Source organism: Qipengyuania sp. YIM B01966 (assembly GCF_016461955.1).
In the GTDB taxonomy this organism is placed as follows: Bacteria; Pseudomonadota; Alphaproteobacteria; order Sphingomonadales; family Sphingomonadaceae; genus QFOP01.
This window is the reverse complement of record NZ_JADMNM010000007.1, coordinates 60950-73380: the sequence shown is the minus strand read 5'-3', so window position 1 is coordinate 73380 and position 12431 is coordinate 60950. Positions and strand designations below refer to the sequence as shown.

13 protein-coding genes are annotated in these 12431 nt (G+C 64.4%); 8 read left to right on the top strand and 5 right to left on the bottom strand.

From position 1 onward, the window contains the following. Positions 1-9: 9 nt before the first annotated feature. Positions 10-429 (bottom strand): large conductance mechanosensitive channel protein MscL, encoded by a 420-nt coding sequence (mscL, locus tag ILT46_RS09275; RefSeq protein ID WP_199504366.1) that lies wholly within the window; start codon positions 427-429, stop codon positions 10-12. A 150-nt stretch (positions 430-579) separates the two neighbouring features. On the opposite strand from mscL, the gene ILT46_RS09270 reads away from it, so the two are divergent. From ILT46_RS09270 to ILT46_RS09250, 5 genes are read left to right on the top strand one after another with little or no spacing between them, the layout of a single operon-like run. Then, positions 580-1272: a LemA family protein gene (locus ILT46_RS09270; protein ID WP_199504365.1), complete on the top strand. Its 693-nt coding sequence runs from the start codon at positions 580-582 to the stop codon at positions 1270-1272. Between the two features lie 16 nt (positions 1273-1288). Beyond that, on the top strand, positions 1289-2119 hold the full coding sequence (locus ILT46_RS09265; protein ID WP_199504364.1) for a TPM domain-containing protein: 831 nt from the start codon (positions 1289-1291) through the stop codon (positions 2117-2119). Continuing rightward, positions 2119-2793, top strand: coding sequence for a TPM domain-containing protein (locus tag ILT46_RS09260; RefSeq protein ID WP_199504363.1), 675 nt, complete (start codon positions 2119-2121; stop codon positions 2791-2793). The genes ILT46_RS09265 and ILT46_RS09260 overlap by 1 nt, the downstream gene beginning before the upstream one ends. Beyond that, a complete protein-coding gene (locus ILT46_RS09255; RefSeq protein ID WP_199504362.1) occupies positions 2793-3371 on the top strand; it encodes an NUDIX hydrolase in 579 nt (192 codons plus the stop codon). Before ILT46_RS09260 ends, ILT46_RS09255 begins: the two co-directional genes overlap by 1 nt. Then, a complete protein-coding gene (locus ILT46_RS09250) occupies positions 3368-4153 on the top strand; it encodes an SDR family oxidoreductase (RefSeq protein ID WP_199504361.1) in 786 nt (261 codons plus the stop codon). Before ILT46_RS09255 ends, ILT46_RS09250 begins: the two co-directional genes overlap by 4 nt. Positions 4154-4166: 13 nt before the next feature. Here the strand turns inward: ILT46_RS09250 and ILT46_RS09245 are convergent, their stop codons facing one another. The 3 genes from ILT46_RS09245 to putP all read right to left on the bottom strand — a co-directional run bounded on the left by ILT46_RS09245 (position 4167) and on the right by putP (position 6141). Next, on the bottom strand, positions 4167-4382 hold the full coding sequence (locus tag ILT46_RS09245; protein WP_199504360.1) for a PspC domain-containing protein: 216 nt from the start codon (positions 4380-4382) through the stop codon (positions 4167-4169). Then, on the bottom strand, positions 4379-4507 hold the full coding sequence (locus ILT46_RS12310; RefSeq protein ID WP_255528376.1) for a hypothetical protein: 129 nt from the start codon (positions 4505-4507) through the stop codon (positions 4379-4381). Before ILT46_RS12310 ends, ILT46_RS09245 begins: the two co-directional genes overlap by 4 nt. A gap of 176 nt (positions 4508-4683) precedes the next feature. Then, positions 4684-6141 carry a sodium/proline symporter PutP gene (gene putP / locus ILT46_RS09240; protein WP_199504359.1) on the bottom strand — a complete coding sequence of 486 codons (1458 nt, stop codon included), beginning with the start codon at positions 6139-6141 and terminating at the stop codon, positions 4684-4686. A gap of 319 nt (positions 6142-6460) precedes the next feature. On the opposite strand from putP, the gene ILT46_RS09235 reads away from it, so the two are divergent. Then, complete coding sequence (locus ILT46_RS09235) at positions 6461-6661, top strand: hypothetical protein (protein WP_199504358.1); 201 nt, start codon at positions 6461-6463, stop codon at positions 6659-6661. Between the two features lie 493 nt (positions 6662-7154). Here the strand turns inward: ILT46_RS09235 and typA are convergent, their stop codons facing one another. Beyond that, positions 7155-8993, bottom strand: coding sequence for a translational GTPase TypA (typA, locus tag ILT46_RS09230; RefSeq protein WP_199504357.1), 1839 nt, complete (start codon positions 8991-8993; stop codon positions 7155-7157). A 269-nt stretch (positions 8994-9262) separates the two neighbouring features. Between typA and ILT46_RS09225 the strand changes: the two genes are divergently transcribed. Both ILT46_RS09225 and ILT46_RS09220 read left to right on the top strand, forming a co-directional pair. Next, the gene (locus ILT46_RS09225) at positions 9263-11905 is read left to right on the top strand and encodes a TonB-dependent receptor (protein WP_199504356.1); all 2643 of its coding nucleotides are present in this window, start codon (positions 9263-9265) and stop codon (positions 11903-11905) included. A gap of 111 nt (positions 11906-12016) precedes the next feature. Then, entirely contained in the window at positions 12017-12430 is a 414-nt protein-coding gene (locus tag ILT46_RS09220; protein WP_199504355.1) for a PH domain-containing protein, read from the top strand. Position 12431 lies beyond the last annotated feature (1 nt).

Here is a 12431-nt window from a genome sequence, read left to right as displayed (position 1 = left end):
AACCGCGTCTCAGACGGTCGGGCGACCCTTCAGTTCGTCGCGGATTTCGGCCAGCAATTCGACATCGGTCGGGCCGGCCGGCGCGTCAGGGCCGCGGCGCATCGCCTTGTTGGCCGCCTTGACGATGAGGAAGATGATCCAGGCAAGGATCAGGAAATTGATGATCGCGCTGACGAAGCTGCCCCAGGCCAGCACATTGGCGCCCGCCGCGCGGGCGGCCGCGAGAGAGGTGCCGGGTGCGACATTCCCCGCCAGCACCAGATACTGGTTCGAAAAGTCGAGCCCGCCGAAAATGCGCCCGACCACCGGCATGATCACGTCGTCAGTCAGCGACGAGACGATTTTGCCGAATGCCGCGCCGATGATCACCCCAACCGCCAGATCCAGCACGTTGCCCTTGGCGATGAATTCGCGAAATTCACCCAGCATATTTAACCTCCCTCAAGTTTGTCCAGGAGACCTCTGGCAGCGTGGTGTGCAATTGCTAAGCCACCGGAGTTCTTGAAACAAGGGCATGGTGTGCTAACTAGCCAACACAGAGGCGTGCGCGGTGGTCGTGCGCGTCAAGGGGAGTGCCCGATGAAGTTCACCCGCCTGCCGCGCTTTGCCGTGGCCGCTCTCGCCTCGCTTGGCCTTGCGGCCTGCGGGGTCAATTCCGTCCCCACGGCCGAAGAAAACGCCAAGGCCAAGTGGGCCGATGTGGAGGCCGCGTTCCAGGAACGCGCCAACCTGATCCCCAACCTGCAGGAAATCGTGCTGTCGTCGGCAGAGCAGGAACGCGGCACGCTGACCGAGGTCATCGCCGCGCGCGCATCGGCCACGCGCCCTGAAATCAAGTTGTCGGGCGAAGATCTCAGCGATCCCGAACAGATGCGCCAGTATCAGGCCGCGCAGAACCAGCTTGGCGGCGCTCTGTCGCGGCTGCTGGTGTCGGTCGAGCAATACCCACAGCTCCGTAGCCAGGAAAATTTCGGCCGCTTCATGACCCAGTTCGAAGGAAGCGAAAACCGCATCCGTGTCGCCATCCGCGATTACAACGAGGCGGTGCGCCAGTATAACACCACCATCCGCACCTTCCCCGACATCATCGGCGCCAAGGTGATCCACGGGGCCGAGCCGATGGTCCCCTACGAAGCGGCAACCGCCGGTGCCGAAGTAGCGCCGCAACTCGATATGCGCGGCGCGGCGGCGGCCCCTGCCGGCACCGCCCCGGCCTCCGGCGTGAACGACAATGCCGCACCGGCTTCGGCGCGGACCGCTACCGCCAACTGATCGGCGGATCGGCGCGATGAGCCTGCTGCGCCTTGTCGCGCCGCTGTTCGTGTGGCTGGCGTTCGCCGCGCCGGCCACCGCACAGACCTTTCCCCAACGCGGCAACGCCCCGGTGGTCGATGCGGCAAACGTGATCGACGATGCTGCCGAAGCCGAACTGTCGGCCAAGCTCGATGCGTTCGAACAGCGCACGCAGCGCCAATTCGTGGTGGCGACAGTGCCGAGCCTCGAAGGGTACGAGATTTCCGATTACGGTTATCGCCTAGGGCGCCAGTGGGGCCTCGGCGATACCGAGAATGACGATGGGATCATCCTCCTTGTCGCGCCCAATGAGCGGCGCGTGCGGATCGAAACCGGTTACGGGATTGAATCGATCATTCCCGATGGCCTCGCTCACGATATTATCGAAGGCGAAATCGTGCCGCGCTTCAAGGCGGGCGACATGACCGGCGGAATTGTCGCCGGCGCCGATGCAGTGATGAAGCAGCTCGAGCTGCCGCCCGAAGAGGCCGCGCGCGTCGCCGCCGAGGCCCAGGCGCAGCCCGCTCAGCGCGGTGATGATGGCTTTCCGATCGGGACGGTGATCTGGTTCATCTTCATTTTCTTCTTCTTTATTCTCCCGATGCTGAGCCGCGGTGGCAGGCGCCATCGCCGGCGCAGCGGCGTCAGCGGCGCGATCGGCGATGTCATCCTCTGGTCGGCAATCAATGCCGCAGCCAATAGCGGGCGCGATCATGGCGGCGGCTGGGGAGGCGGCGGCGGATTCGGTGGCGGGTTCGGCGGCGGCGGCGGCTTTTCAGGCGGCGGCGGCAGCTTTGGCGGCGGCGGCGCGAGCGGGAGTTGGTGATGCGCTATCTGTCTGCCGACGAACACGACAAGGTAACCAGCGCGGTCGAAGCGGCCGAGGCGCACACCTCCGGCGAAATCGTCACCGTACTCACCGACCGCTCCGACGGGTATAGCGATATCGCACTGGCCTGGTCAGCTGCCGCCGCGTTCACGGCGATGGCCGTCTGGAGTCTCTTTCCAGATTTCTATTTCGGGCTGATCGACCGCTTGTTGGGCGGCTGGAACCACAGCTGGACCCCGGCCCTTGTGCTGACCACGATCACCGCGGTGGCGATCCTTAAATTCCTCGGCATGTGGCTGCTACAACTCTGGCGGCCCCTCAAATTCGCGCTGGTCCCCGGCCCGGTCAAGACTGCGCGGGTACGCGAACGCGCGATCGACCTGTTCAAGGTCGGTGCCGACCGGCGCACGCAGGGTCGCACCGGCGTGCTGCTCTACGTCTCGCTGCACGAACATCGTGCGGAAATCGTGGCCGACCAGTCAATTTCCGAGAAGGTCGCACCTGAGGTCTGGGGCGAAGCGATGTTCGACATGCTCGAACATATTGCCCGCGGCCGCGTGGGCGATGGTCTGGTCGCCGGCATCCGCGATGTCGGTGCGGTGCTGGCCGAACATTTCCCTCGAGTGGAAAACGACATCAACGAACTGCCAGACCGGCTGGTCGAAATTTGATGGCGGACGCGGGCGCGACGGACGGGCCGGCACCGGTCGCCGATCACGACGCGCCCGAGCAGACCGTGTGGCAGGGCCGCTTCGTCACCGCCAAGGTGCGCGGTCGGTGGGAATATGTCACTCGTTCGCGCGGGATCCGCGCCGCGGTGATCCTGGCCATCGACGAAGGCCACGTCCTGCTGGTCGAACAATATCGGGTGCCGCTGGGCCGCAACTGCCTCGAACTGCCCGCCGGGTTGATCGGCGACCACGAGGACAGCGACGGCGAAGACGCGCTTGCCGCCGCCGGCCGCGAGCTTGAAGAGGAAACCGGCTACCGCGCCGCGCGGCTAGAGGATTGCGGCAGCTTCTATTCCTCGCCCGGAATGCTCGGCGAAAGCTTCACCTTGGTCCGCGCGCATGGCCTGAGCAAGGTGGGCCCCGGGGGCGGGACCGAGGGGGAGAATATCATCACCCATCGGGTCGAGCTAACCGAACTGGCGGGGTTCGTCGCGACCATGCGAGCGCGCGGCGTGGGGATTGATGTACGGTTGATGGGGCTGATGCTGGCCTTCGAACAGACAGGAGACGGGGGATGAGAACCAGGCGGGCTGCGGGCAAGAAAGCGCTGGTAACAGGCGGCGCGCAGGGGCTCGGCGCGGCGATTGCCGAGCGGCTGGCGGCGGAAGGCGCGCAGGTGCTGGTGACCGATATCAACGGCCAGGGGGCAGAAGAAAGCGCCGCAGCGATCAACGGCAGGCACGGTGCGGGCACAGCCTTCGCCCTGCAACACGACGTGACCAGCGAGGCGGCATGGCAGGCAGCGGTGGCAGAAGCGCAGGCGCGGATGGGCGGCCTATCGGTGCTGGTCAACAATGCCGGCATCGGCGTGCGCGGAGATATCGAAAGCTGCACGCTTGAGGAATGGCGGCGCGGCTTTGCGGTCAATAGCGACGGCCCATTCCTCGGCTGCAAATATGCCATGCCGCTGCTGAAAGAGAGCCAGCCTGCCGCGATCGTCAATATCAGTTCGATCGCCGGTCTGATCGCCAGCCACACGATGCCGGGCTACAATGCCAGCAAGGCAGCGGTGTGGATGCTGACAAAATCGGTCGCGCTCTACGCTGCCAAGCGGGGCTGGGACATTCGCTGCAACTCGGTCCATCCGACCTTTATCGACACGCCGATCCTCGACGGGATGGCGGCCAACACCGGCTATGACAAAGCGGTGGTGATGGACAAGCTGGCGCGGCAAATTCCGCTTGGCCGGGTGGGCGAGCCGGCGGATATCGCCGCCGCGGTGCTTTACCTCGCCAGCGATGAAAGCCGCTTCGTCACCGGCACCGAACTGCGTGTCGATGGCGGGATTTCGGCGATGTGAGCTGCCGGAAGCCTCAATCCGCCAGCAGCCAGATCGCGAGATAGATCAGCAGGAACGAGCCGAAGCCGACCAGCGTGCCGATCACGAAGACCGCGCGCACCAGCAGCGGGTCGATCTCAAAATAATCGGCAATCCCGGCGCAGACCCCGGCGACCTTGCCATCCGCCCGATCCCGGCGGAAGGGGCGGCCCAGCGACCGCCCCGAGCGACGAGGTTCGATCCCGCTCATGCGACGCCGCCAGCGGCCAGCGCCACGGGGGTGGCGGGAATGATCGCGAAAGCGAGGAACAGCGCCGAAACCAGCAGCGAGGCGGTGGCAGCGGCGACGCGGGCAGAAACAGTATCACGCGGCATTTTTCGATCCCTTCATCAATGGTTCGGCGGCTATCCGCCGATAAGCCCATGCTTGCAGGGACCGTGCCACGCCGAGAAAATGGCTGATTTCCGCCCTTTTCGGACCGGGCGAAATTCTTTCAATCGGTTCAGGTTGAAAACATTGGTGGATTTTACCACAAGGTGGGATGCAGCCTCTAGGCGCGCTTGCGGGTTGCCTTGCTGACCAGCCAAATGGCTAACCACGCGGCGATAAAGCCGGGCAGGATTTCATAAATCCCCTCGCCGCCCAGAAAGCTGGCATTCCATCCCAACAGGATCCAGGCGGCCACAACGACCGCGCCCGTGACGAGGCCAGCCACCGCCCCTGCCCCGGTCATCCCGCGCCAAGTGAGCGACAGAATGATCAGCGGCCCGAACGCCGCGCCGAAGCCGGCCCAGGCGTTGCTCACCAAGCCAAGCACTTGGCTATCGGGATCGCGGGCGAGGAAAATCGCCGCCAGCGCCACCGCCAGCACGCTCAGCCGGCCGATCATCACCGCTTCCTTCTCGCTCGCCTCGCGCCGCGCAAGCAGGCGGTAGATATCCTCCGTCAGCGAGCTCGCGGAAACCAGCAATTGCGAGCTGATGGTGCTCATCACCGCCGCCAGCAAAGCCGCCAGCAGCAGCCCGGTAACCAGCGGATCGAACAGCACCTCGGCCAGAATGATGAAGATCGTTTCCGGGTCGCGCACCGGCAGGGCGTGGCGCATCGCATAGGCCCGCCCGGCCAGCCCGGCCCCGATCGCCCCCGCCAGGCAAACCGCCATCCACCCCATCGCGATATTCCGTGCGGTGGGAATCTCGCGCACGTCGCGGATCGCCATGAACCGCACGATGATGTGCGGCTGCCCGAAATAGCCCAGCCCCCAGGTCACCGCCGACAGGAAGCCCAGCCCGGTAAGGCCATAGGTCAGGCTGGTGAAGCCCGCCTGCACCTCGCCCAGCTCGGTGATGCCGCTGCCGCCGGGGCCGAACATGATCACCAGCGGCATCGCGACCAGCGCGACGAACATGATCATGCCTTGCACGAAATCGGTCAAGCTGACGGCGAGGAAACCGCCGATGATGGTGTAGACCAGCACCACCCCGGCGGTTAGCCAGATGCCGATCAGATAATCGCTCGCCCATGCGGTATCGAACAGGGCGGCAAAGCTGGTTTCGAACAGCTTGCCGCCCGCCACCATGCCCGAGGCGGTATAGACAGTGAAGAACACCACGATCACCACCGCCGATACCAGCCTGAGCGCGGTCGCCTTGTCGGGGAAGCGGTTGGCGAGGAATTCGGGGATGGTCAGCGCATTGTCCAGTTCCTCGGTCTGCTGGCGCAGGCGCGGCGCGACAACGATCCAGTTGACCAGCGCGCCGACAAACAGACCAATTCCGATCCACGCCTCGACCAGTCCGGCCGTATAAAGCGCGCCCGGCAGGCCCAGCAGCAGCCAGCCCGACATATCCGCCGCACCGGCCGACAGCGCCGTGACCGAGGGCGACAGATCGCGCCCGCCGAGCAGATAGCCTTCCGATGTCAGCGCGGTCTTGCGCCAGGCATAGACCCCGATGGCGAGCATCAGCACGAAATACGCGCCGAGCGAAATGATGGTCCCCGTCTCCATCACCGCCATCTAGCGCGGCCCCGCCCCGGCGCCAAGCGGCAGTGGCGGCGGGGCAAGGCGACAGACAAAGGGGTTGCCAGACTGTGACCTTTCACAGAAATATTCCTTCCCCGCCAGAGCGTTGTGCCAATTTTTGGCCGGGCGGCCGGTGACTTTTCGCGGCGCAATTGTCACCCGCCACTACGCTGTGGCGGGACGGAATGATTTGACGCGACCCCGCAACGTATCACCCGATGCCGATGTAGGAAAATCCGTCACGCGCTAGGAGCCAGGCGGCGCTTGGCGCGTTGAGGGCAACACACCGATTGGAGACACGATGATGGCCGAGACCGCCAAACCCGCCGCTGACACCCCGCGTGACAGTTCCGCCGTCAAGCTCGACCCCGAAACCGCCGCCATCGCGGCGCAGCAATCGGGCGGCGCGCAGTCAAAGGATGCGGCCGACGGGTTGCAGAATGCCGATCATGCCGACCAGCTCGAAGGGCATGACAAGCAGGAACCGGCGAAGCCCAAGGACTGACTTGGCGACCGGGCGGCGCACAGGCCACTGGATTGCCGCGCTTCGCTCGCAATGACGAAGGTGGGCCAGTAGGCCCGTCATTGTGAGGAGCCGTAAGGCTCCGTGGCAATCCAGTGGCACCCGCAGCACTATGCCGCCTGGATTGCCGCGCTTCGCTCGCAATGACGAAGGTGGGCCAGTAGGCCCGTCAGTGTGAGGAGCCGTAAGGCTCCGTGGCAATCCAGTGGCACCCGCAGCACTATGCCGCCTGGATTGCCGCGCTTCGCTCGCAATGACGACGTTGGAGAAGCCGCCCGCCGCTGGGAAGTACAGTGCAAGCGCCCCGTACACTCGTCATTGCGAGGAGCCGTCAGGCTCCGTGGCAATCCAGTGGCCCCGGCAGCGCTACGCCGCGTCGATTGCCGCGCTTCGCTCGCAATGACGACGGTTAAGCCCGTCATTGCGAGGCGCTGTCAGGCGCCGTGGCAATCCAGCGGACGCCTCCTCACCTCGCTCAATCCTCGCCGCGGCGCCGGGCTTTCTTGCGCTCGTGCGGGTCGAGGATCGCCTTGCGCAGCCGGATCGATTTCGGCGTCACCTCAACCATCTCGTCATCGTCAATATAGGCGATCGCCTGTTCCAGCGTCATGATCCGTGGCGGGGTCAGGCGGATCGCATCGTCCTTGCCGGTCGAACGGAAATTGGTCAGCTGCTTTGACTTCAGCGGATTGACCTCAAGATCGTCGGGCTTGGCATTTTCGCCGATGATCATCCCTTCATAGAGCTTCGCCTGCGGGCTGATGAACAGCACGCCGCGCTCTTCCAGCGCGTTGAGCGCATAGCCGACCGCCTCGCCGGTCGCGTTGGAGATCAGCACGCCGTTGGGCCGCCCCTCGATCGGGCCCTTATGCGGGCCGTATTTCTCGAACAGCCGGTTCATGATCCCGGTGCCGCGCGTGTCGGACAGGAATTCGCCGTGATAGCCGATCAGCCCGCGGCTGGGCGCGCTGAAGGTAATGCGGGTCTTGCCTGCGCCGCTCGGGCGCATCTCGGTCAGCTCGGCCTTGCGGCGCTGCATCTTTTCGACGACCGTGCCCGAATGTTCGTCGTCCACGTCGATGACGACGGTTTCGTACGGCTCCATCCGCTGGCCGGCTTCCTCGCGGAACAGCACGCGCGGGCGGCTGATGCCGAGCTCGAAGCCTTCGCGGCGCATCGTTTCGATCAGCACGCCCAGCTGCAATTCGCCGCGCCCGGCGACTTCGAAGCTGTCCTTGTCGGCGCTCTCGGTGACGCGGATGGCGACATTGGTTTCCGCCTCGCGCAGCAGGCGGTCGCGGATCATCCGGCTGGTCACCTTGTCGCCTTCGCGCCCGGCCAGCGGGCTGTCATTGACGGCAAAGCGCATCGACAGCGTGGGCGGGTCGATCGGCTGGGCGGCCAGCGGCTCGGTCACCTCGGGCGAGGCGATGGTGTTGGCGACGGTTGCCTTCTCGAGGCCGGCCAGCGCGATGATGTCGCCCGCTTCGGCGCTGTCGACCGGCACCCGCTCCAGCCCGCGAAAAGCCAGCAGCTTGGTCGCGCGGCCGGTTTCGATGACCTTGCCATCCATGTCGAGCGCGCGGATCGGGTCGTTGACCCGGACGCTGCCCGACACCACCCGCCCGGTCAGCACGCGGCCCATGAAATTGTCGCGGTCGAGCAGGGTGGCAAGGAAAGTGAACGGCCCGTCGGCATTGACGCGCGGCGCGGGGACGTGCGCGACGATCTTGTCGAATAGCGGCGCCAGCGTGCCCTCGCGCTTGTCGGGCTCGGCATTGGCATAGCCGTTGCGGCCCGAGGCGTAGAGCACCGGAAAATCGAGCTGCTCGTCATTGGCATCGAGGCTGACGAACAGGTCGAACACCTCGTCGAGCACTTCCTGGATACGCTCGTCGGGCCGGTCGACCTTGTTGACCACCACGATCGGCCTGAGGCCCAGCGCCAGCGCCTTGCCGGTGACGAATTTGGTCTGCGGCATCGCGCCTTCGCTGCTGTCGACCAGCAGGATCACGCCATCGACCATGCTGAGGATGCGTTCTACCTCGCCGCCGAAATCGGCGTGGCCAGGGGTGTCGACGATATTGATCCGCGTTGTCTCGCCGCCTTCGGGCGGGGTCCATTCGACGCTGGTGCATTTGGCGAGGATGGTGATCCCGCGTTCCTTTTCGAGGTCGTTCGAATCCATCGCCCGTTCCTCGACGCGCTGATTGTCGCGGAAGGTGCCGGACTGGCGGAACAGTTGGTCGACAAGCGTGGTCTTGCCATGATCGACGTGCGCGATGATCGCCACGTTGCGCAGATTTGCGGACATCAGGGGAAAAGCTTTCTCGAAAGGGGCGCTGCAGGGGCCGCGAAAGGGGCGGCCGGATCGCGCGCGCCTCTACAGGCAGGGGCCCGCTGCGGCAAGGCATACCTGTGGCCCGCCTGCAACAGCGCCGGCGATGCGGTGGGCCGGCATGGCAATACGCTTGTCGTAAAAACAGCCTGTTTCTAAGGCGGCTGCCGGAAAAAAGCACGCTGACCGGGCCGCACCGCATCGCGCGGATGGCCCGGGACAGCCTTGGCAGAGGAACCACTTGCATGATTTCGACCCGCTTCTCGCTGCTCACCGGCGCGGCCGCCTTTGCGCTGGCCGTGCCCGGCCTCGCTTTTGCGCAGGCCGCCCAGCCGGGCGAGCCCAACACCGACGGCGACACGTACGAGAACCAGGAAGACAGCGCGACCGGCAACGAGATCATCGTCACCGCGACCAAGCGCGAACAGACGCTGCAGGAAATCCCGGTCGCGGTTTCGGTCACCACCGCCGAAACCATCGAACGCGCGCAGATCCGCGATGTGGCCGACCTGTCGACCGTGGTGCCCTCGCTGCGGGTGACCACGCTGCAGAGCGCGGCCAACACCAATTTCATCATCCGCGGCTTCGGCAACGGCGCCAACAATGCCGGCATCGAGCCGTCGGTGGGCGTGTTCGTCGATGGCGTCTATCGCAGCCGCACCGCCTCGCAGATCTCGGACCTGCCCGATGTGCAGCGCGTCGAAGTGTTGCGGGGGCCCCAGTCGACGCTGTTCGGCAAGAATGCTTCGGCGGGCGTCATCTCGATCGTTACCCGCGAACCGCAGTTCAGCTTCGGCGGACAGGCGGAATTGAGCTACGGCAATTACAATGCGATCCTGGCCAAGGGCGTCGTCACCGGACCGGTGAGCGACAGCCTCGCCTTCAGCCTGGCGGGCGGGATTAACAAGCGCGACGGTTATCTCGACGATCTCGGCACGGGCAACGCCACTAACGAACGCAACCGCTGGTTCGTGCGCGGCCAGGCCTTGTTCGAAAATGAAGGCCCGGTGCGCGCGCGCATCATCGCCGATTATGACAGCATCGACGAGTTGTGCTGCGGCGTCATCAATGTCCGCCAGTCGGCCGCCACGCAGGCGATCTTCGCGGTGGGCGGGCGGGTCAATAACCCGGCCGATCCCTATGCTGATGTGGTTTATTCGAACTTCGATTCGACCAACGAGATCGAGAATTATGGCATTTCGGGCCAGGTCGATTTCGAACTCGGCGCCGGCCTCACGCTCACCTCGATCAGCGCCTTCCGCAAGAGCAACGCGGTCACCAATCAGGATGCGGACTTCACCAGCGCCGACCTGATCGGCCGCAAGTTCGACGATGTCGGGATCGAAACCTTCACGCAGGAACTGCGCCTCGCGGGGGAAATCGGCGATCGCGTCGGCTTCCTGCTCGGCGGCTATTATTTCGACGAGTCGGTCGAACAGAACAGCGAGATCTTCTTCGGCAACCAGTTCCGCCCCTATGCCGATCTGCTGATCCGCGGGGCCAGCGCGGGTGCGCTGAACGTGGCGGCGCTTGAAACGCAATTCGGCGCGCTGGCGGGCAACCCGGCGCTCTATACCGGCCGCTTCTTCGGCACCGGGCAGGGTCTCACCGAAGCGTACTCGCTCGACAACCAGGCATGGTCGATTTTCGGCCAGCTCGATTTCGAGATCGTTGACGGCCTGACCGTGACGGTCGGCGGCAACTACACCAAGGACAAGAAGGAAATCGCCACCAACGTCGTCTCGACCGACGTGTTTGCCGCGCTCAATCTGCCGGCGATCCGTACGGCGGCGACCAATGCGGGCATCTCGCAGACCATCGGCGGCCTCCTCGGGCTGCCCGGCGGGTTTGCTACGCCGGCGCAGATTCAGGGCTTTGCCGCGGCGCAGCCGGCCCTGTTCCAGACCATCAGCACCACGGTCGCCGGGCGCACTGCACCGCTGCTCGGCCTGCGTTCGCTGCAATTCCTGCCGCCGTTCCTCAACGTTCCCAACGCGGTGGAAGACGGCAAGACCAATGATGGCGATTTCAGCTACACCGCGCGGGTCGCCTACGATGTGACGGAATCGATCAACCTCTATCTGTCTTACGCGACCGGCTTCAAGGCGAGCAGCTTCAACCTGTCGCGCGACAGCCGCCCGCTGGCGAGCGACATTCCGGCGCTGACAGCGGCCAATCTCATCACCCCGAACCTCACCACCGGCTCGCGCTTTGCCGGCCCGGAAGAATCGACGGTGTACGAAGCTGGAATCAAGGCCGATTGGGGCCTCGCTTCTGCCAACCTCACCGTGTTCCAGCAGGAGATTGACGGCTTCCAGTCCAACATCTTCACCGGCACCGGCTTTGCGCTGGCCAATGCGGGCAAGCAGAGTACCTTCGGCATCGAGTTCGAAGGGATGGCGCGGCCGATGGACGAGCTGACGTTGAACGTCGCCTTCACCTATCTCGACGCCAAATATGACGAGTTCCTCAATTCGGCGATCGGCGACCTCAGCGGTCGGGCAGTGGCCGGGGTGCCGGAACTGTCGGCGACATTCGGCGCGCAGTGGAACCAGGAACTGGGCAATGGCGACCGCCTGATTGCGCGCGGAGATCTGCATCTCGAATCGCCGGTGCAGGTGGTCGAAGGGCTGCCTGGCTTCCTGTCGCAGGGCGGCCAGGCCGCGGCCGTTGCCGCTGCCCGTCCGTTCCGCCGTCAGGTCGACAACCTCAACGCCTCGCTTACCTATGCTATGATGAACGGGCTCGAATTCACCATCTGGGGCCGCAATCTGACCAACGACCGCTATCTGCTGTCGCTGTTTGATTCGGTGGCGCAGGCAGGCTCGATCTCGAGCTATCCCAACCAGCCGCGCACCTACGGTGCGTCGATCCGCTACCGCTTCTAAGCGGGCAGCGCTCAGAACAAAAAAAGGGGCTCCGCTGCGGCGGGGTCCCTTTTTTATTGCGATAAAAAGGCACATAACTACGGATGACGGTAAAGCCACATGGGGAGAATAATGGGCAGCTTTATCGACAGCACGTTGAATGACGGCGAAGTGGTGCGACACGAGGCCAAGGTCAGCATTTGGTCGTTGGCGGGATGGATCATTCTCGGGTTGGTGACCCTGCCGATCTTCATTGGCCCCGTTTTTTGGCTAATCGCATTTCTGCGCTGGAAGACAACTGAGCTCGCCGTCACGAATCGGAAGGTGGTGGCCAAGTTTGGCTTCATTTCGCGCGATACAACCGAGCTTCTGCTGCCGAAGGTCGAAAGCGTTCGGGTTCATCAGGGGATATTCGGCCGCATCTTTAATTATGGTTCGGTCATTATTTCGGGGACAGGCACATCGCAGGCACCCATCAAGGGGATCAGCGATCCCATGATTTTTCGCCGCCAGTTTATGGAAACGCAGCAACAGGTCGTCGGCTAGG